General features: G+C 63.6%; 16 protein-coding genes. 8 read left to right on the forward strand and 8 right to left on the reverse strand.

Translation table 11 applies throughout. The features are described from left to right. Positions 1 to 30 precede the first annotated feature (30 nt). From YY7_RS0112950 to YY7_RS64370, 4 genes are all read left to right on the forward strand, one after another. A complete protein-coding gene (locus YY7_RS0112950) occupies positions 31 to 1,011 on the forward strand; it encodes a lysylphosphatidylglycerol synthase transmembrane domain-containing protein (RefSeq protein ID WP_028163624.1) in 981 nt (326 codons plus the stop codon). Further along, positions 1,008 to 2,024, forward strand: a complete 1,017-nt coding sequence (locus tag YY7_RS0112955) for an MraY family glycosyltransferase (protein ID WP_028163625.1) — start codon at positions 1,008 to 1,010, stop codon at positions 2,022 to 2,024. Before YY7_RS0112950 ends, YY7_RS0112955 begins: the two co-directional genes overlap by 4 nt. Before the next feature lie 204 nt (positions 2,025 to 2,228). Then, positions 2,229 to 2,636, forward strand: coding sequence for an AMP-binding protein (locus YY7_RS64365; protein ID WP_080663683.1), 408 nt, complete (start codon positions 2,229 to 2,231; stop codon positions 2,634 to 2,636). Further along, positions 2,588 to 3,733 carry a class I adenylate-forming enzyme family protein gene (locus YY7_RS64370; RefSeq protein WP_283807000.1) on the forward strand — a complete coding sequence of 382 codons (1,146 nt, stop codon included), beginning with the start codon at positions 2,588 to 2,590 and terminating at the stop codon, positions 3,731 to 3,733. The genes YY7_RS64365 and YY7_RS64370 overlap by 49 nt, the downstream gene beginning before the upstream one ends. Before the next feature lie 65 nt (positions 3,734 to 3,798). Here YY7_RS64370 and YY7_RS51485 read toward each other — a convergent pair whose 3' ends face one another. The 7 genes from YY7_RS51485 to rfaD form a co-directional block, all read right to left on the reverse strand. Beyond that, positions 3,799 to 5,139 carry an MFS transporter gene (locus YY7_RS51485; protein WP_210164695.1) on the reverse strand — a complete coding sequence of 447 codons (1,341 nt, stop codon included), beginning with the start codon at positions 5,137 to 5,139 and terminating at the stop codon, positions 3,799 to 3,801. Positions 5,140 to 5,508: 369 nt separating this feature from the next. Continuing rightward, the gene (locus YY7_RS0112970; protein WP_028163627.1) at positions 5,509 to 6,459 is read right to left on the reverse strand and encodes an NAD-dependent epimerase/dehydratase family protein; all 951 of its coding nucleotides are present in this window, start codon (positions 6,457 to 6,459) and stop codon (positions 5,509 to 5,511) included. Next, on the reverse strand, positions 6,456 to 7,676 hold the full coding sequence (locus YY7_RS0112975; RefSeq protein WP_028163628.1) for a glycosyltransferase family 4 protein: 1,221 nt from the start codon (positions 7,674 to 7,676) through the stop codon (positions 6,456 to 6,458). The genes YY7_RS0112970 and YY7_RS0112975 overlap by 4 nt, the downstream gene beginning before the upstream one ends. Positions 7,677 to 7,702: 26 nt before the next feature. Next, complete coding sequence (locus YY7_RS0112980; RefSeq protein WP_028163629.1) at positions 7,703 to 9,616, reverse strand: polysaccharide biosynthesis protein; 1,914 nt, start codon at positions 9,614 to 9,616, stop codon at positions 7,703 to 7,705. Positions 9,617 to 9,698: 82 nt separating this feature from the next. Beyond that, a complete protein-coding gene (locus YY7_RS51490) occupies positions 9,699 to 11,003 on the reverse strand; it encodes an O-antigen ligase family protein (RefSeq protein ID WP_051396686.1) in 1,305 nt (434 codons plus the stop codon). After that, positions 11,000 to 12,472 carry a D-glycero-beta-D-manno-heptose-7-phosphate kinase gene (rfaE1, locus tag YY7_RS0112990; protein WP_028163630.1) on the reverse strand — a complete coding sequence of 491 codons (1,473 nt, stop codon included), beginning with the start codon at positions 12,470 to 12,472 and terminating at the stop codon, positions 11,000 to 11,002. Before rfaE1 ends, YY7_RS51490 begins: the two co-directional genes overlap by 4 nt. Before the next feature lie 16 nt (positions 12,473 to 12,488). Then, positions 12,489 to 13,469 (reverse strand): ADP-glyceromanno-heptose 6-epimerase, encoded by a 981-nt coding sequence (gene rfaD, locus YY7_RS0112995; RefSeq protein ID WP_028163631.1) that lies wholly within the window; start codon positions 13,467 to 13,469, stop codon positions 12,489 to 12,491. 154 nt (positions 13,470 to 13,623) lie between these two features. Between rfaD and waaF the strand changes: the two genes are divergently transcribed. After that, on the forward strand, positions 13,624 to 14,685 hold the full coding sequence (gene waaF, locus YY7_RS0113000; RefSeq protein WP_028163632.1) for a lipopolysaccharide heptosyltransferase II: 1,062 nt from the start codon (positions 13,624 to 13,626) through the stop codon (positions 14,683 to 14,685). On the opposite strand, the gene YY7_RS0113005 is transcribed toward waaF, so the two are convergent. Next, the gene (locus tag YY7_RS0113005; protein ID WP_433994498.1) at positions 14,667 to 15,713 is read right to left on the reverse strand and encodes a glycosyltransferase family 4 protein; all 1,047 of its coding nucleotides are present in this window, start codon (positions 15,711 to 15,713) and stop codon (positions 14,667 to 14,669) included. The genes waaF and YY7_RS0113005 overlap by 19 nt on opposite strands. A 128-nt stretch (positions 15,714 to 15,841) precedes the next feature. Here YY7_RS0113005 and galE point away from each other — a divergent pair, with 128 nt between their 5' ends. From galE to YY7_RS0113020, 3 genes are all read left to right on the forward strand, one after another. After that, positions 15,842 to 16,855, forward strand: a complete 1,014-nt coding sequence (gene galE / locus YY7_RS0113010) for a UDP-glucose 4-epimerase GalE (protein WP_028163634.1) — start codon at positions 15,842 to 15,844, stop codon at positions 16,853 to 16,855. 121 nt (positions 16,856 to 16,976) lie between these two features. Then, positions 16,977 to 18,785, forward strand: coding sequence for an ABC transporter ATP-binding protein (locus YY7_RS0113015; protein ID WP_028163635.1), 1,809 nt, complete (start codon positions 16,977 to 16,979; stop codon positions 18,783 to 18,785). Between the two features lie 30 nt (positions 18,786 to 18,815). Next, entirely contained in the window at positions 18,816 to 19,517 is a 702-nt protein-coding gene (locus YY7_RS0113020) for a fumarylacetoacetate hydrolase family protein (protein ID WP_028163636.1), read from the forward strand. Positions 19,518 to 19,609 lie beyond the last annotated feature (92 nt).

Here is a 19,609-nt window from a genome sequence, read left to right on the forward strand (position 1 = left end):
TCTTTCTCGAACCTGGCAAGCGCTGACGAGATGCGCCGGATACTGCTTTCGACCATCAAGATATTGATCTCGGCTGCGTTGCTTTACCTCTCGCTCCGCAAGGTCAACCTGTATGATCTCGCTGCGCGCATCCGCGTCGAAAGTCTGGGCTGGATCGCTCTCGCGATCGCGGTGACCTTCCTGCAGATCTTCCTCGGCGTATTGCGATGGCGCGAGATCAGCGCCGAATGCGGCGCGCCGCTCGAAACCCGGCAGGCGATGCGCTTCAACGTGATCGGGACCTTCTTCAATCAGACCTTGCCATCGTCGATCGGCGGCGATGCGGTGCGGCTGTGGCTGGTCGCGCGCGCGGGCGCCGGCTGGCGCGCGGCGACCTATTCGATCTTCGTCGACCGCGCCATCGGCCTGATCGCGCTCGCCGTGCTCATCGTAGCGAGCCTGCCGTGGAGCTATCGGTTGATCAACGATCCGCAGGGACGGTCGGCGCTGCTCCTGATCGATTTCGCGGCGCTTGCGGCCGGCGGCGGCTTTCTGCTGCTCGGCGCATTGAAGTGGCCGTGGCTGAAGCGCTGGTGGGGAACGCACCACATCCACGCCTGCGCTGTCATCGCAAACAAGGTGCTGTTCAGTTGGGATCGTGGGCCGAAGGTCGCGGTGCTCTCCCTGCTCGTTCACGTCCTGACCGTGGTCATCGCCTGGTGCGTGGTGCAGTCCATTTCCGCGCCGCTGCTGTTCAGCCAGATCTTTCAACTGGTGCCGCCGGTGATGTTGATCACCATGCTGCCGATCTCGATTGCCGGCTGGGGCGTGCGCGAGGCGAGCATGGGTCTCGCCTTCGGCTACGCCGGGCTGGCGGCCAACGAGGGCGTCAACGTTTCGTTGTTGTTCGGCGCCGTGTCCTTCATCGTCGGCGCATTTGGCGGACTGGTGTGGATTCTTAGCGCGGAAAAGAAAGCACAAGGGGACAAGCCGATCGATGTCCCCGCACAATCGCTCTCGCCAATCGAATGACCAACGCTGATATCGCGCTTTCGCTCGTCGCCGCGGCGCTTGCTGCGTTATTGTCGGCGCTCCTCGTTTGGCTGCTGCGGCCGATGCTGTTGCGCGTGGCGCTCGCCAAGCCGAATGCGCGCTCATCCCATCGAATCCCGACGCCGCAGGGCGCGGGGATCGCCGTGATCGTGGCGACGCTGGTCGCGGCAGGCACGCTCGTCGCATTGAGCGGCAACGGCACGCTGCAAGTCCCCCTTGCGGTCTTCGCTGCGACGTTGTTCATCGCCGCTGTCGGCTTTGCCGATGACATCAAGCCCGTGCCCGTGCTGCCGCGCCTGTTGCTGCAGGGATTGGCGGTGGCTGTGATCGTATTCGCCGCGCCCTCCGATCTCAGGATCGTACCGACCGTCCCGTTCTGGATCGAGCGCGGCTTGCTGCTGATCGCGGGCCTATGGTTCGTGAACCTCGTCAACTTCATGGACGGGCTCGACCTGATGACGGTGGCCGAAGCGGTGCCGATCACGGTGGCAGTCGCACTGCTTGGCTTTTGGGCGCAGGTTCCGCCTTCGACAGCGCTGGTGGCGGCGGCGCTCTGCGGCGCGCTGCTCGGCTTCTCTCCCTTCAATCGCCCTGTGGCAAAGATCTTCCTCGGCGACGTCGGCAGCCTGCCAATCGGGCTTCTGCTCGGCTGGTGCCTGCTCCAGCTCGCCTATCACCAGCAAGTCGCCGCGGCGTTGCTGCTGCCGCTCTATTACCTGGCTGATGCCACGATCACGCTGCTGCGCCGGCTGATCAACGGAGAGCCATTCTGGGCGGCTCACCGCTCGCACTTTTACCAGCGCGCGACGGACAATGGATTTTCCGTGTCGCGCATCGTCAGCGAAGTCTTCGCGCTCAATGTCGCGCTCGCGCTGCTCGCGATGTTGTCGATCCAATTGGATTCGGCCGCGGCGAGCCTCGTTCTGCTGCTCGTTGGCGCGAGTGCGGTGGCGTGGCAGCTCTATAGATTTTCGCACAGACGGGGACGATAGAGCGTCTTCGATCGAAGCGGACACCGGTTCGCGTGAAGAAAACGCGTCAATCAACGATCTTTCGAAGTCGCCAAGCGCGTTTCTTACGGACGCAACCATTTCTCTCAATGTGAAATCACGGAGTAACGCTGTCCAGCCAGCATAAAATACAGCCTACTCATCTCGTAGACGGTTTCCACGTCGCTCACGCCGACCGAAGCGTTGATGCATCAGGCGCGTGTGCGCCCCGAGAGCACGGCCTTTGTTTTTAACGAAGACGTATGGACCTACAGCCGACTGGAGGCCGAAGCCGAGTCTGTCGCACAAGGTCTCGCCGCGAACGGCGTCAAACCAGGCGACCGCGTCGCGCTTCACATGATGAATTGCCCCGAAATTCTGGTCGGCTACTACGCGTGTTACAGACTCGGCGCGATTGCGGCGCCACTACGAACCGCCTTCAAATTTGCCGAGCTCGCCCGCTACTGCAGCGATTGCAGCCTGCGCTCTATATCGGTCAAGCCGCGCTCTATCAGAATGTTGCCCCGATCGACGATGCGATCCTTCCGCGGACGAGCCGTATTCTGGTGGATGGAGACGCCAATGCGCTCGGCCTGCGGCCATGGAATGACCTGAAACAGGCAGCGCATGTGCATTTCCCGAAGCCCCCTTCCGACGAGCCTGCTGTACTGATCAATACATCCGGCACCACCAGTGGCTATCCCAAATTCGTCGCACATACGCCGGGCACGCTGGCGGCAGCGACGGATCTCGTTTGCAAGCATGGTAGCTTACTGGCGGAGGATGTCGTCATATTGTCGATGATCATGACGCATGCCAGCGGCGTCTTTCGCTCACTGGCTCTTGTCCGACTCGGCACCCCCTTCATCATGCTGGAGAGCTTTGATGCTGATGTCGTGCTCGACAATGTCGAACGCTATCGCGGCACCTGTCTGCTCGGCTTTCCTGCCCAATACGCGGCGCTGATCGAGGCCCAGCTCGCCAGGCCGCGAGACCTGTCTTCGCTGCGGTTCTGCACCACTGGTGCAGACGCCTGTCCAATCGAGATTCAGGAAAAGGCTGCATCGGTTCTTGGAGCGCCTCTCTACAACCTTTGGAATGCGACGGAAGCGGTCGGAACCTTCACCTTCGGACTGGCATCAGGACCCATTGTCCGGATCGTCGAGGGGGCGGAGATTCGGCTGGTCGACAATGATGGGGCGGATGTCCTGCACGGCGAGATTGGTGAGCTCCTGATCCGCGGTCCTAACGTCTTCACGAAGTATTGGGACGATCCGATCGCAACCGCGCAAAGCCTCAAGGACGGTTGGTATCACAGTGGCGACTTGATGCGGCGCGGCGAAGGCAATGAGCTTTGGTTCGTGTCGCGAAAAAAGGACATCATCATCCGCGGCGGAACCAACATTTCGCCGATCGAAATTGAGGAAGCCCTGATTGCCTGTCATCCCGCGGTCGTAGCAGCGGTTGTAGTCGGCAAGCCCGATACGGTGCTGGGTCAGCGCATATTTGGCTTCGTGAAACTGGTGGCCGGCACGAGCGAAACCGTCGTTGCGGAGATCCTGCAAAACGTCGCGACGCGGCTTGCGCCCTACAAGGTTCCGGAAGCCTTAAGGGTACTCGAAACATTTCCACGCAACGCCCTGAGCAAGGTCGACCGCACAAGGTTGCAGGCGATGGCTTTCGAAGACAATAGCGGCCAATCAGCAAGTTAATCTATGGGAGAACCGCAGCCGCTCGTTGCCGGGAGATCCCGATTCCTTACCGATTGCCGTCGCTTTCATCGCGGCAAAGCTTCCAGTTGCACTGATGGTTTTTGTTTTTGGCCGCGGACCATTCGCGCTGAACCTATGAGGAAGGCGGCGGCGTAGGCAAGAAGAACGGCATGCGCGTGCGCCAACGGATCGACGCGGAGCGCCAACGCAATGAGCGGCGGCGTGACTCCGCCGAATACAGCATAGGGGACATTGTATGAGAGCGCGACACCGGTATATCGCACGGCGGGAGGGAAGCTTTCCACGAGCATCGGCGGGATGCCTGCGAGAACGCCGGCGGACGTGCCGGCCAGCGCATAGAGCGGGAACAGCCTTTCGGGATGTCCCGGCAGCAACGCAAAGAACAGACAGACCGAGGCTGCCAAAACGGGTGTGCACACGACCAGAAAAAGGCTGGCGCCCAACATGTCGGCCAGCATGCCGCAGCAGATGCAGCTCACTGCGAGGCAGGCGGTCGCGAGGCTGACGGCTTCGTACGCCCGATCGGCATCGATGCCGTAGCTGGTTTGGATCAGCGTCGGCACCATGACAAACATGACGACGATCGTCACTGCGATGAGTGAAGCCAGCGCGGAGGAGGCAAGGACGCCGCGACCATAGCTTCCAAGCACGATCTTCAACGGCAGTTCGGCGGCAAGTTCACCCTTGTTTTGCAGGGCGCGAAAGATCGGAGTTTCCGTCAACGAGCGACGCACATAGACTGCCAGCAGCGCAATGATGCCGCCAGCCACGAATGGAAGTCGCCAGCCGAAGGCCAGGACCTCTGCCGGTTTGTACAGCCGGTTCACGATGACGCCAGCCAACGCTCCCAGTAGATTGCCGATCGCAAGCGCACTGCTCAACATGCTGCAGGCGAAGCCGGTGCGAGGCGCAGCCACTTGTTCGGCCACGAAGGTCCAGGCTCCCGGCAGTTCGCCGCCCAATGCAGCGCCCTGCAATATCCTCAGCATCAACAGCACGACCGGCGCCGCGCTGCCGATGTTCGCGTAAGTCGGCGCAAAGGCAATTCCAAAGGTGGCAACGGCCATCAGCGATATGCTGAAAACAAAGGTCCGCTTCCTGCCGAGCAGGTCGCCATAGTGTGCCAGAATGACCGCTCCGAGCGGACGTGCCAAATTGCCGGCGGCAAAAATGCCGAAGGTCTGCGCGACTATATCCATTCGGGCATCTCGGGCGGAAAGAAAAGCTGCCCCAGGACCCTTGCGAAAAGGGCAAAGACGATGAAGTCGTAATTCTCCAGAACACCGCCAAGTGCGGCAAGCAGCAATGCACGATATTTGCCTTGTTCGGATTCCAGCGGCTCTGACGTATCCAGCAAGGCCATCCTCCTGTATCCGATCGAACATCGTTCTGACGTCCTACGCGACCCCCGATCGGATTGCGTGCGATGCCGGCTGTTGATCCTCGGTGAAGAGCAGTACGGTCACATCAGTTACCGCCGTATGTCGACTGACGGGAATCACGTTACGGCTGTAGTTGCGCAGCAGGCCACTCTTGATAATTTGGCTAGCCTTTTTTGAGCAACCCATGGGCGATGGCCAACAGCGAACATCATGGAGGTAGGCGGAGCGCCGCCCGTTCAATATTCGTCCGTCAGCAGCAAGCGAACGGTTGCCAAAGAGCTATAGGAGCGCACGCGCCTTGCGTACGCGCCTGTGAGCTTTTCCGGGCCCGTGAAATATCGCCATCGGGGCGAGAAGGTGCTCAACGGTCGGTTAATCGATAAGGTGGTCGAAACCCCGCAAGGCGCGCTTCAAGCCCTCGTTGAGGCCGATGAGCGGCTGCCAGCCGGTAGACGCGACCTTGGACAGGTCGAGTTCGAGCGAGCCGAACAGGCTCTCATTGGCCTCGTTGCGGCCGGTGATGCTGAACAACGAACGCAAAACTAGCCGCGGCATGGAAAACAGGCGCGCCGGTTTGCCTGCTGCGGCCGCGAGGAGCTCGATGAATTCGGGCGTCGACACCTGCTCGTCATCCGCGACAAGGAAAATGTTGAACTGGCCGTCCGGATGAGAAAGCCGATGCAGCACGAATGATGTCAGATTCTCCACCGAGACGAACGCACGACGGTTGCGCACGTTCGCAAACGGGAGCGGGACGCCGAGACCGATCGCCTTTTCGAGCAACGCGAGATTACCTTTGGCGCCGAACCCGTAGATCAATGGTGGCCGAATGATCGTGACCTTCATCTGGCTCCCCTGCGCCAAATGCCTCAATCCTGCTTCGGCCGCCGCTTTCGACATTCCATAGAGGCCGCGCGGGGTCAGGACGTCGTTCTCGCTGAATGGCGCGCGGCCGTCAGTGCTTCGGCCGTGCACCAGCACGGTGCTGACGAAGATGAAGTGGCGGACACCGGCGTCGGCCGCGCAACGGGCCAGATGCAACGTGCCTTCAAGATTGACGATGCGATAAAGCTCGACGGTGTGTTCCTCCCGCCTGTGATGCACGCGCGCCGCCAGATGCACGACCGCATCGACGCCCTCGAGCGCGGCCCGCCAGTCAGTGACGGGGCCGATCGTATCGATCGGCACCTCGTCGGCGCCGCCTGTCGGCTTGCGGACGGCACGTCGCACCACCCAACCGTTGCGCGCCAGCACCGGCGACATATGCCGGCCGACGAACCCGCTCGCTCCCGTCACCAACACCACGGGCTGGTCTTTAGTCACGACCGTAACTCCCGACACCGCTCTTCCGATCCAATCAGTCTCTGAATGAGGGCTGCGTATCCTGTCAAGGCACGCTCGGGACTATAGCTCCTCGCCACCGCGACGGCCCGCTCCGGCAGCGTCGGATCGGGAGTTCGCGATGCTGCACGAATCGCCTCGGCCAGTTGCGCCGGCATGCCCGGCGTCACAACCTGCCCGAGATCGTGCTCCGTTACCGTCAGCGCGGCTTCGGCATCCGGCTCGGATATGAGGATGACGGGCCGCCCCACCGCAAGCAGATTGTAGAACCGGCTCGGCACCGAGACACCGGCAACGTCCTTTCGATAAGGAATGAGCCAGAGGTCCGCCGCCGACAGGAAATCCTGCAGATCTTCATCCGCAACGCGGTCCACCAGCGTGATATTGGCGAGCTTCGCCTCGGACTGCATCGATCTCAGTTTGTCGAAACCCACCCCCCAGCCCGAGAGCAGGAAATGAATGCCGGGATCATCCTTCAGCCGGCGCGCCGCCTCGAACACGATCACAGGATCGTGGGTGAAGCCGAGATTACCGGAAAGGCCGACGACAAAACGGCCACCAAGCCCGCGACGGAAGGCATTGTCGGCCGCAACCGGACGAACCGCGGGGTCGATGGTGGTCCAGTTCGGAATGAATTCGATCTTGTCCCGCGTCATGCCGCGATAGCTGAGCAGCAATTTCTCACTGTCGCGGCCGATGATGACGACGGTGGTCAACGCGCGGAACATCAGCCCGTTCATGGCGCGCATCGCTCTGGTGACGATCGAGCCCGGCTTCAACAGGCCGCTCAGGACGAGCACCTCCGGAAACAGATCGTGCATGATCAGGATCGACCGGGCGCGCTTCAATCTGGCCGCGGCGGCGACGGCGTAAGGCAGCGCGAAAGGAGCCGTCACCGTCAGCGCGACGTCGCCGCGCTCAAGCCGCCTGAGAACGGCGAAGAAGGTACGCGCGGTGAACAGCAGCTCGGCGGCGGCGCGCTTGAGGAGCGCGGCCTTGCCAGGCATCCAGTTCTTGATCTCCTCGACCACCGGCCGATCGGCTGCCAATTTCGACGCCGAGCCCGGCCATCCCGACAGCACCAGGACGTCCACCTCCTTCGCAAGGCGGTTCGCTATCGCAGCCATGATCGCGGCGGTCGTGCTCCGGTCCGGCGGATAGTGCTGACTGACGACGACGACTTTTCCGGGCTTCTGCATCGGGGGTCTCGCGGATCAGGAGCGGATCACGCGGCGTTCGATCCGAATTCAGGCACGGCATCCTTCAGCACGCCGCGGATCGTGGTACGATCGTCTCTGGCGATCGCCTCTTCCAGCGCGGCGAGCCATTTGCGCAAGGTCGCCATCGGCGGCTCGTTCGGCCTGGCTGCCATGATTCCGGCAATCCCGATCTCGACTGTCGGCTCCTCACTCGCGAACAGGATCTCGTTCAGCCTCTCCCCCGGCCGCATCCCACTGAAGACGATATCGACGTCAATGCCGGGCTGCAGGCCGGACAGACGTATCATCCGCTCGGCAAGCTCGACGATCTTGACCGGCTGGCCCATTTCGAGAACGTAGACGGAGACGTCGGGTCGCGCCAGCGTCAGCGCATGCGTGGCCGCAGTCAGCACGAGATCGCAGGCTTCGCGGATGGTCATGAAATAACGCACCATGTCGGGATGCGTGACCGTGACCGGGCCCCCCGCCTCGATCTGTGCCTTGAATTTGGGCACCACCGAGCCGTTCGACGCCAGCACATTGCCGAACCGGACCGAGATCAGGCGCATATGCGGCTTGTCGCCGAACTGCGCGGCAAGATCGTGATCGAGCGCCTGGCAATACATTTCGGCAAAGCGCTTGGTCAGGCCCAGCATCGAGACCGGCTCGATTGCCTTGTCGGTGGAGATCATCACCATCGCCTTGGCGCCGGCTTCGCGTGCGGCGTCCGCAACGTTCACCGATCCGAAGATGTTGGTCTTGACGCCCTCGCTCCAGTCGCGCTCGAGAATCGGCACGTGTTTCAGCGCCGCGGCATGGAACACGATGTCGGGCTTGAATTCACGCATCAGCCGCAGGATGCGCTCGCGATCGCGAATGTCGGCGATGCGGCCTTCCACCGCCGCCTGGGTGCCGCGGGCCGCGAGCGCCTCGGTGACCGCATAGAGCGCCGGCTCCGAATGCTCGATCACCAGCAGGCGCGCGGCACCGAACGTCGCGACGCGATCGCAGATTTCGGCGCCGATCGAGCCGCCGCCGCCGGTGACGATGACGCTCTTGCCTTTCACCAACCCTTCCAGGCGGGCATAGTCGATCGTCGCCGTCGGACGCAGCAGCAGGTCTTCGACCGCGACATTGGTCAGCCGCGGCGCATCGCCGCCCTCGAGCGACGGCAGGCGGCTGACCATCAGGCCCAGCCGCTTTGCCCGCATCAGCACCGATTCCGGATGCGCGTCGGGCTCGAACGCCGACGACGTCATCACCAGCCGCTTGATCGGCTTCTCGCGGCTTTGGAACTCGCGGATCACGGTTTCGACATCGTCGACGCTGCCAAGCACCGGGATGTTACGGATCTGCTGGCCGAGATCGGAATTCGACGGCGACAGTACGCCGACCGGCCAGATCCGCTTGATGGCGCCGTTCTCGATCCCACGCAGCACGATCTCGGCATCCGCTGCACGCCCGACCAGAAGCGTCGGCGCAGCGTCCTCGGTGCGGGCATGGTGGCGCGTGCGCGAGTAGCGGAAATAGCGGTAGCCGAAGCGGAGCGCGCCCAGCGAGAATACCTGGAGGAAGAAATAGAGGACGATGGTGATGCGGCCGAAAAACACGGGTCCGTGGAAGCTCGGCGCGATGAAGAAGAAGACGTAGTCGAGAACGACCAGTGCCAGCGTCAGGACTGCCGAGGCCCGCAGGATGTTGAGGGCGTCCGGCAGCGAGATGAAACGCCATTTCGAGGTCGTTAGATTGAAGACGTAACAGATGATCACGCTGAAGACGACAAACCAGGGCAGGATGCGCAGCAGCAACGGCAGGCGATCGGTGAGCAGATCGCCCTCGAAGCGCAGATAGAATGCGGCCAGGAGCGCGAATGCGGTCGCGATCGCGTCATGCGTCACGATCAGGAAGTTGCGTGCCGTGAGTTGAGAGAAGCGCGTCATGTGACGGATGGGCCAAGGACCAACAGGTTTGCAACAGCGTTCTGGGCTGCTGATAGCCCATATGCAGCGCGCAGGCCAGAGATCATGGCGTGACCGAGCTCGGCGGTTTTGCGGCCGCGCCGTCCGATTTCGCCTTCAGCACCATGCCGCCGGCGACGCCGACGCCGAGTACGTACATCCAGCCTTCGTGAAAATCGAAGATGTGCGAGTTGAACAACGAGGTAAAGATATTCTGCACGACCACCAGGAGCCCGATCCAGTTCACCAGCCCCTCGCCCCGAAACAGTCTGAGATGCCAGAACCAGATCGCATAGAGGATGACGACGCCGACAATGCCCCATTGCACGGCGACATTCAATGTCTGGTTGTGCGGATTGCCGACTACATCGCTGGTCGCCTTGAGCTCCTCGGCGGTTCCCCCGGTCGAGACCTGCGCGAACAGCCCACGGGTGGAGCCGGTGCCGTGGCCGATCAAGGGTGCATCGGCGATGAAGCCCAGCGATTTGCGCCAGTATTCGAGCCGAAGCCCGATCGAGGTCGCCCGGTTCTGCTCCTTGTATTCCCGATAGTCCTTGCTGAAGCTCGCCGCTGTCCCGCGCAGTTGCGGCGAGGCCTGCCAGGCGACCGCCGCCAATACTGCCACCGCTCCAACTATCATCAGGATGTTGCGCCATCTTAGATGCAGGAACGCGAACACTGCAAACATCACGGGCACCGTGACCAGCGCCGTCCGCGAGACGATTACAAAGGCCATGTTGATGAAAAAGCTCAAGGCAATCGCGATCAAAAGGCCGGCCAGCGCGAATTTTTTCGCGCGTAGCAGGGTGACGATGGGATAGGCCAGCGCCACCGCGCAGAGCGTGAACTCCTGGCTCTGGTCGATATAGTTCTTCACGAAGATGCCGCGCTCGGCATCGATTGGCGGTTTCAACGACAGGCTGGGCTGCAGGACCACCAGCCAGGACATCACCACCAGGAGCGTGCAGGAGATCAGGAAGGCGGTAAACACCCACATGCCGCGGGTCGAGCGCTCGAAATGGTAGAGCAGGAACGGCAGCACCAAGAGCTTGGCCGTCGGGCTCACTGCATAAGTGCGCGCACCCCAGGGCGCGTCCGACCACAGCATGCCGACCGCCGCGAGCACGAACAGTGCGATCGGCAGCGCGACGATCGGCTGCTTCAGCGATTGCAGGAACGACTTCAGATCCAGCGTCGGTGCGACCACGACCACGAACACTGCGCCGAAGATGCCGACCAGGGAGGTCGACCAGGGCAGCGACAGCGCGAGCAGCACGGCGACGATGTCGGCCGCTTTGGTCCAGGCGGCCGGGTTGCGCCAGGCCGGCAGCGCCGCGCTTGCGGGAGAAAAGCCCGCCGCCGTGCTCACGCCTTGCCTCCGCGGGCACGGGCGACCAGCGAGGTCGTGCTGAAGCCGGGCAGGATGTCGACCAGCAGCACCTCGCCGCCATTGGCTTCGACGATCTCATGGCCGACCACCTGCGCGCGGGTATAGTCGCCGCCCTTGACCAGCACGCTCGGCTTGATCGCCGTGATCAGGTTGATCGGCGTGTCTTCCTCGAAAATGGCGACGAGATCGACCGCCTCCAGCGCCGCCAGCACTTCGGCACGTGCGCGCTCGTCCTGCACCGGGCGCCCCTGCCCTTTCAGCCGCCGGACGGAGGCGTCGCTGTTGAGGCCGACGATCAGTCGATCGCAAGCGCCGCGCGCCGCCGTCAACACCTTGACGTGGCCAGGATGCAGGATGTCGAAACAGCCGTTGGTGAAACCGACGCGCAGGCCCTGCCGGCGCCATTCGCTGAGCTGGGCGCCGAGATCACCGCCAGCCGCGACGATCTTCTCTTCCGCCGCAAGCGAGGCATGCGGCAGGATCTTGCGCCTGAGCTCGGCCGGCGTGGCCGTCGCGGTTCCGGTCTTGCCGACGGCGACCGCGGCCGCCGCACTTGCCACCCGCAACGCGGTCTCCCAATCGGCGTCGGCGGCGAGCGACAGCGCGAGTGCAGCCGCAACCGTGTCGCCGGCGCCGGAGACGTCGCGAACCTTCACCGGCAGCGCCGGCACGTGGACGGTTTCGCCGTCACGCACCACCAGAGTCATGCCGCGCTCGCCCTGCGTCACCAGCATCGCCTCGCAATCGGCGAGCCGCATCGCGTCCTCCGCCGCTTCGGCGATCGCACCGGGCGTATCGGCGCGGCTCCGCGTCGCCTCAGCGAATTCCTTGCGGTTGGGGGTGAGCAGCGTCGCGCCGCGATAGATCGCGAGATTGAGGCTCTTAGGATCGACGATCACGCGCTTGCCAAGCTTGCGCGCGGCATCGATGGTGTTGCGGATCACGCGCGCGGTCAGCACGCCCTTGGCATAATCAGACAGCAGCACGATGTCGGCGCGGGCGAGCTCGGGGAGGATCGTATCGATCAGTTGCTGCTCGATCTCGCCTGTCGCCGGCTGCGCCTGCTCCCAGTCGGCGCGCAGCATGTGGGTGGAAAAATGCTCGGAGACGAAGCGCACCTTCCGCGTCGTCGGGCGCGCGCTGTCGCACACCAGCCGGCTTTCGATCCCGCTCTCGGCCGCCAGTGCCGTCTTCAGTCTCGCGCCCGTCTCATCCTCACCGATGAGGCCGACAAAAATGCAGCGGCCGCCGAGCGACGCGATGTTGCGCGCGACATTGCCGGCGCCGCCGACATTGCTCTCGCTGCGCTGGACCGCGATCACCGGCGCCGGCGCCTCGGGCGAAATCCGCGACACCTCGCCATAGACGAACTCGTCCAGCATGAGGTCGCCGATGCAGAGCACGGTCTGCCGGGAAAGCGCCTGCGACAGGGTTTCGAAATCGAACATCTGTTTCCTTGTCCCGTCAGCGGTAGCGGTCGGGACGATCGAGGAAGCCGTTCACGTAAGCATCGACGGCGTCCTCGAGCCGCGTGAAACCGCCGTTATAGCCCGCACGCTGCAAGCGATCGACATCGGCTTGCGTGAAATATTGATAGCTGCCCCTGATCCGTTCGGGCATGTCAACATACTCGATGTTCGGCTTTAGCCCGAGCGCGGCATAAGCCGACAGCATCAGGTCACGGAAACTGCGCGCAGTGCCGGTTCCGACATTGAACAATCCGCTGACCGAAGGCGTGGCGAGCAGCCACATCATCACCCGCACGGCATCGTCGACATAGATGAAGTCGCGCCGCTGGTCGCCGTCGGCGATACCATCGCGATGCGACTTGAACAATTGCACCGTGCGGCCCGCCTTGATGTCGTCGAAGCGCCGCGCCAGCACGCTCATCATGGTGCCTTTGTGATATTCGTTCGGCCCGAACACGTTGAAGAATTTCAGGCCCGCCCATTGCGGGGGCAATTTCTCGCCGCGCGCGGCGCGCTCGGCCACGGCGAGATCGAACAGATGCTTGCTCCAGCCGTAGAGATTCATCGGCCGCAGTTTCTTCAGCGCCTCGACCGTCTGCTCGTCGCGAAATCCCGCTTCACCGTCGCCATAGGTTGCGGCCGAGGACGCATAGATCAGCGGCGTCGCATTCGCCGTGCACCAGTCGAGCAGCCGCAGCGACAGGCGGAAATTGGTCTCGATCACGAGATCGCCATCGGTTGCCGTGGTCTCGGAGATCGCGCCGAGATGGATCACCGCATCGAGCCGCCGGCCGGACAGCCACGCCGAAAGCTCCGAGGGCGGCAGAAAATCAGCAAGCTGGCGTTTTGCCAAATTGCGCCACTTGCCGTCATGGCCAAGCGCGTCGCACACGACGACGTCCGTGCGGCCGGCGTCATTCAACGCGGCCACGACATTCGACCCGATAAAACCGGCCCCGCCGGTCACCAGCAACATGCCGATCCCTGCCCTGATTTGTGCGGCGCCAGCTTTGCCCCAGTCCGGCGGCGCAGGCAACTTGCGCGGTGGATGAAATGCGGCTGACTTTACCTCCGGATGGAGAGCGGCTACCGACGGGGCCGCAAAAGCGCCGGGTTCCCGTACAGAAGATATGAATATTGATTCAATAGAAGGCATTGAGGTCGAGGACGCCGGCGATACCCGCCCGATCCTGATCATCCCCTATATGTGGATCGGCGATTTCGTCCGCGGCCATACCGTCGTGCGGGTGCTGAAACAGCGCTGGCCGAATCGTCCGGTCGACATGCTCACAACCTCGCTCTGCGCGCCTCTGGTCGACTACATGCCGGGTGTCCGCGGCAAGGTGGTCTGGGATTTGCCGCGCGGCCGCTTGGCCGTGGCAAAGCAGTTCGGCCTGGCAAGGGAACTTCGCGCCCGCGGCTATCACACCGCCCTGGTCATGCTCCGCACCTGGAAATCGGCGATCGCGCCGACGCTGGCCGGCATCCCGGAGCGGGTCGGCTTTTGCGGCGAAGCGAGGTTCGGCCTCATCAACCGGATGCGCTGGGGCGAGAAGAAGCTGGATCGCATGGTCGACCAGATGTCGGCGCTCGCTTTGCCCGTGGGCGCGAAATTCCCGCCCGAATGGCCGGTGCCGCAATTGCGGGTTCCCACGGAGGAAACCGAGCGCTGGCGGCAAGCCAACGGGTTGAGCCGCGGCCCCGCGATCGCGCTCGCGCCCGGCTCGGTCGGCTCGGGCAAACGCTGGACCTATTACGGCGAGGCTGCACGGCTGCTGGCCGCGCGCGGTTTCGACGTCTGGGTGGTCGGAGGCCCCGGCGAGAAGGCGCTGGCCACGGAGATCGTCGCCGCCGGCGGCGCCGGTGTCCGCGACCTCACCGGCACGGACTTGCGCAACGGTATCCTGGCGATGGCCGCGGCGAGCGTCGCGATTTCGAACGATTCCGGCCTGATGCATGTCGCAGCCGCGCTCGGCACCCCGACCATGGGCATTTTCGGCCCCACCAGCCCCTACCACTGGGCTCCGCTCAACGGTCTGGCGGCCACCGTGGTGACCAAGACACACGTGCCGTGTCAGCCCTGCCATCGCCCGGTCTGCACCATGAACGACCACCGCTGCATGCGCGATATTCCAGCCTCCGATGTGGCCGATATCGCCGAGCGCGTGCTGGCTCAGGCGAGCACGCGATAGACCGCGGCGATCCCGCTCGCCTCGGCGTCGAGACTGAATTTCTCCACCACGCGGGCCCGCGCCCGCTCTCCCATCGCAGCCGCAGCCGCCGGATCGCGCATCAACGGCTCGAGCGCGGCGCAGAGCGCATCGACATCCCCCGGCGGCACCAGCACGCCGGTGATGCCATCCTCGACCACGAATTCGGCCGCGCCCGCGCGCGCCGCCACCAGGGCCGCGCCTGACGACATCGCCTCGATCAGCGTCAATCCAAAGCCCTCGTTGCGCGAAGTGAAGGCGTAGATGGTCAATCGCTGGTACCAGCGTTCGACCTCCTCGATCGGCACCTCTCCGGTGATCCTGATCCGCGACGTCAGCCCCGCCGCCTCGATCCGCTGCTTCAGCCCGCTCGCAAACCCCTGCTGCTCCGGCACGACGGCACCGACCAGCACGGCGGAAAAATCCGGATAGCGCGGCAGCAGCCGGCACATCGCCGCGACAAAGACGTCGCTGCCCTTCTGCGCGCGCACGCGGCCGAAGCAGCCGATCGCGTAAGCCCCGGGCAGGCCGCTCTCGGCGAACGCCGCCGCGCGGTTCGCCGGCGGCGCGTAGCGCGCGGTGTCGACGCCATGCATCACCACCGTCGCCTCGCGCTTGAGGAAGGACGCAGACAACGCGCTCGTCGCGATCACCGCATCCATCTGCCGGATCAGCCAGCGCGTCAGCCAGGTGTGGTGGCGTTGCGCGGCGGACGTGAACACGAGTTTCAACGGCCAGCCGAGCGCGCGCAGCAGCACGCCCGCAATCATCTCGTCATTGCGCCGCGCGTGCCAGATCAGCGGCGCAGGACGACGCCATAATTTCAGAAGGTCAGCGAAGCCCATGCGCGCGATGCCCTCGGGCGCATGCGAGCCGAGCCATGCGGCGCGGAACATCTTCGCAAGCTTCGGTGCGACCATCCGGTTGGTCGCAGTCACGCCCGAATAGCGCCTGTGCAGATTCGGCACGATCAATTGCAGATCAGCGGCCGGATTGTTCTCGATCGGCACGTAAGTCCCCCTTTGCAGGAGTTCGTATACGCAACATTAAGCATAGGGGCCAGTTCTGAGGCCACGAAACCCCCTCTTCATCGCGCCCCCGCTAACATCTCGGGAAAATAGCGGGGAGAGGTGAAGTCATGACCGTGCTCGTCACCGGCGGCGCCGGCTATATCGGAAGTCACATGGTGCGCGCGCTGGTCGATGCCGGCGAAAGCGTCGTGGTGGTCGACAACCTCTCGACCGGCTTCTCCGCCCTGTTGCCCGAAGGCGTGCCGCTGTTCATCGGCGATGCCGGCGACGAAAATCTCGTCGAGGGCGTGATCGCCCAGCATGGCGTCGAGAGCATCATCCATTTCGCCGGCTCGGTGGTGGTTCCGGAATCGATGCGCGATCCGCTCGGCTACTACCGCAACAACACGATGACCACACAGAGCCTGTTGAACGCGGCGGTCAAGTCGGGCGTCAGCCGCTTCATCTTCTCGTCCACCGCTGCCGTCTACGGCAATCCTGAAGAGGTGCCGGTGCCGGAGACCGCGCCGACGCGGCCGCTGTCGCCCTACGGCATGTCGAAGCTGATGACGGAGATCATGCTGCATGATGCGGCCACCGCCTATGGCATGAGCTACGTCGTGCTGCGCTATTTCAACGTCGCCGGCGCCGACCCGCTGGGCCGCATCGGGCTTTCCACCATCGGCGCGACGCACCTGCTCAAGATCGCGGTCGAGGCCGCCACCGGCCAGCGCGCCAAGGTCGACGTGTTCGGCAGCGACTATCCGACGCCGGACGGTACTTGCATCCGCGACTTCATCCATGTCACCGATCTCGTCGAGGCGCATCGTTCCGCGCTGTCCTATTTGCGTGCCGGCGGAGGTTCGGTCACGCTGAATTGCGGCTATGGCCGCGGCTATTCGGTGCTGGAGACGATCGAGGCGGTGCGCTGCGTCTCCATGCGCAATTTCGCCGTGTCGGTTGCGCCGCGCCGTCCCGGCGACATCATGACCATGGTCGCCGACACCAGCCGCATCCGCACGCTCCTGGACTGGACGCCGAAATACGACGATCTCGAGACCATCGCGGCGCATGCGCTGGCCTGGGAGCAAAAGCTGTTCCTGGAGCGCGGCGGCCCGCTCCAGCAGGCGGAATCGGCCTGAAAATCAAGCCGTTATTTGGCCTGAATATGGCTTGAAAAACATCTGTTTCGCAGGCAAGGAGTCGTTCGCCTGACGCTGACGCGCGCCCGCTTCCGAACAACGCGGCGTCAAGGGAACGCGGATGACCGAGCCTCCAAGAAAGATAACCGACGACCCCTATGGGGCGGCGATCCTGATTCGCCGTCTAATCGCCGAGCAGGGGCTCACCTATTGGCGGCGCTATCTGCAAGCGTTCGTCCTGATGGCAATATCGGCCGGCGCCACCGCCGGCGCCGCCTATATCCTGGGTCAGGTGATCAACCAGGCCTATATCGACAGGGACATTGCCGGCATCGCGCGTCTCTCCGGCGTGACCGTCATTCTGCTCTTCATCAAGGGCGTGGCGACCTACGGCCACTCCATGATCCTGGCGAAAATCAGCAACGCCATCCTGGCCAACAATCAGCGCCAGTTATTCGCCAAGCTGATGAGCGAAAGCATCGGCTTCTTCTCCGAACGGCATTCGTCGGAATTCCTGGCCCGGCTGACCGCCGGCGCCAAATCCATCACCGACGTCCTCAACATGCTGATCAACACCATCGGGCGCGATCTGTTGACGTTGATCGCCATGATCGGCGTGATGGTGTTCCAGGATCCGGTGCTGTCGTTCATTGGCCTTGTGGTGGTGCCGCCGGCGATGCTGATCCTGCGCAAGCTGGTGAAGCGCATCAAGGGCCTCGCCTACAACCAGTTCACCGGCACCGCCGACATCCTCGAGACCATGCAGGAATCGCTGCAGGGCATCCGCACCGTGAAGGCGTTCACGCTGGAAGAGACGATGAAGCAGCGCATCGACGCGAACATCACGGCCGTCGAGCGCAACGCCAACAAGATGGCGCGGGTCGCCAACCGCTCGAACCCGCTGATGGAGATGCTCGGCGGCTTCGCAGTGGCCGGCTGCCTGCTCTATGGCGGCTACAGCGTGGTCGCGCTCAACGCGACCCCCGGCGCGTTCTTCTCCTTCATGACCGCCTTCCTGATGGCAACCGAGCCGGCAAAACGGCTGTCGCGGCTCAACATCGATCTCAACAGCCAGTTGGTCGGCGCGCGGATGCTGCTCGAAGTCGTCGATAGCCCCGCGAGCGAACGCTCCGACGACGACAAGCCGGCCTTGAGGCTGACCGAAGCGCGGATTGAGCTGCGCGATGTCGGCTTTGCCTATCGCGCCGACGCGCCGGTGCTGAACCACATGTGCTTCGTCGCCGAGCCCGGCAAGGTCACCGCGCTGGTCGGCCCCTCCGGCGGCGGCAAGTCCACAGTGCTGGCGCTGCTGCTTCGCTTCTATGAAGCGAGTGAGGGCGACATCCTGATCGACGGCCAATCGATCGCTTCGGTGTCGCGGCGCTCGCTGCGCCAGCAGACCGCCTATGTCGGCCAGGACGTCTATCTGTTCCGCGACACCATCCGCAACAACATCGCCTTCGGCAAGCCCGGCGCCACCGAAGATCAGATCGTGGACGCGGCCAAGGCGGCCTGTGCGCACGACTTCATCACCAGCTTCCCGCTCGGCTACGACACCCCGGTCGGCGAGCTCGGCACGCAGTTGTCCGGCGGGCAGCGCCAGCGCATCGCGGTGGCGCGCGCGCTGATCAAGAACGCGCCGATCATCCTGCTTGATGAAGCGACCGCCGCGCTTGATTCCGAATCCGAAAAGCAAGTGCAGGAGGCGATCGAGCATCTCTGCCAGAACCGCACCACGATCGTGATCGCGCATCGGCTGCACACCATCATGCATGCGGACGCGATCCTGGTGGTCGAGGGCGGCCAGATCGTCGAGCGCGGTCGCCATGACGAACTGCTCCGCCGCGGCGGCCGCTACGCCTCGTTCTTCCGCCTGCAGCACTACGACACCCACCCGCTCACGCTGGCCCCGATCAGCGCCACCGGCTAAACCATCCCACATCGAGAACGAGAGCGCTTCATGACCGCCACAGACTACGTCATCCCCGTCCCGCCGCAGCCTTCGCTCCCCGTCGTCGGCGAGACGAAATCCTTCCCCGTCCGCCGCATCTGGTGCGTCGGCCGCAACTACCTCGAACACATCCGCGAGATGGGCAATGACGAGCGCGCGCCGCCCTTCTTCTTCGCCAAGCACGCCGACATGCTGGTGCCTGACGGTGCTGCCATCCCCTACCCGCCGCTGACCAAGGACCTGCACCACGAGGTCGAACTGGTGGTCGCAATGAAGAGCGGCGGCCTCAACATTCCCGCCGACAAGGCGCTGGACCATGTCTATGGCTACGCCGTCGGCATCGATCTCACCCGCCGCGATCTGCAGATCGCCTCGCGCAAGAAGGAGCGTCCCTGGGAGATCGGAAAATCCTTCGACTATTCGGCGCCCTGCTCTGCGCTGCAGCCCGCCTCCAAGATCGGCCATCCGTCAAAGGGCAGGATCTGGCTCACCGTCAACGGCAAGGAAACCCAGAAGGGCGACCTCACCGAACTGATCTGGAACGTGCCCGAGATCATCTGGCAGCTCTCGCAGCAGGTGAAGCTCGCCGCCGGCGACCTCATCATGACGGGAACACCAGCCGGCGTCTCCCAGCTCCAGCCCGGCGATCAAATCGAGTGCGGCGTCGACGGCGTCGGCACGCTGAAGGTCTCGATCGGCCAGCCGGAGTAATACTCCGCCCTAACCGCAGTCACCGCCGTCATTCCGGGGCGATGCGCAGCATCGAACCCGGAATCCATTAGGCGGCAGGTGACGGCGGAGAA

This window comes from Bradyrhizobium elkanii WSM2783 (assembly GCF_000472865.1).
Classification (GTDB): domain Bacteria; phylum Pseudomonadota; class Alphaproteobacteria; order Rhizobiales; family Xanthobacteraceae; genus Bradyrhizobium; species Bradyrhizobium elkanii_A.

What these genes read in the sequence shown, in the direction of transcription:
- YY7_RS0112950 (WP_028163624.1), top strand. Translation starts at nt 31, where the DNA reads ATGCGCCGGATACTGCTTTCGACCATCAAGATATTGATCTCGGCTGCG.
- YY7_RS0112955 (WP_028163625.1), top strand. Translation starts at nt 1,008, where the DNA reads ATGACCAACGCTGATATCGCGCTTTCGCTCGTCGCCGCGGCGCTTGCT.
- YY7_RS64365 (WP_080663683.1), top strand. Translation starts at nt 2,229, where the DNA reads ATGCATCAGGCGCGTGTGCGCCCCGAGAGCACGGCCTTTGTTTTTAAC.
- YY7_RS51485 (WP_210164695.1), bottom strand. Translation starts at nt 5,139, where the DNA reads ATGTTCGATCGGATACAGGAGGATGGCCTTGCTGGATACGTCAGAGCC.
- YY7_RS0112975 (WP_028163628.1), bottom strand. Translation starts at nt 7,676, where the DNA reads ATGCAGAAGCCCGGAAAAGTCGTCGTCGTCAGTCAGCACTATCCGCCG.
- YY7_RS0112980 (WP_028163629.1), bottom strand. Translation starts at nt 9,616, where the DNA reads ATGACGCGCTTCTCTCAACTCACGGCACGCAACTTCCTGATCGTGACG.
- rfaE1 (WP_028163630.1), bottom strand. Translation starts at nt 12,472, where the DNA reads ATGTTCGATTTCGAAACCCTGTCGCAGGCGCTTTCCCGGCAGACCGTG.
- rfaD (WP_028163631.1), bottom strand. Translation starts at nt 13,469, where the DNA reads ATGTTGCTGGTGACCGGCGGGGCCGGTTTTATCGGGTCGAATGTCGTG.
- waaF (WP_028163632.1), top strand. Translation starts at nt 13,624, where the DNA reads ATGAATATTGATTCAATAGAAGGCATTGAGGTCGAGGACGCCGGCGAT.
- galE (WP_028163634.1), top strand. Translation starts at nt 15,842, where the DNA reads ATGACCGTGCTCGTCACCGGCGGCGCCGGCTATATCGGAAGTCACATG.
- YY7_RS0113015 (WP_028163635.1), top strand. Translation starts at nt 16,977, where the DNA reads ATGACCGAGCCTCCAAGAAAGATAACCGACGACCCCTATGGGGCGGCG.
- YY7_RS0113020 (WP_028163636.1), top strand. Translation starts at nt 18,816, where the DNA reads ATGACCGCCACAGACTACGTCATCCCCGTCCCGCCGCAGCCTTCGCTC.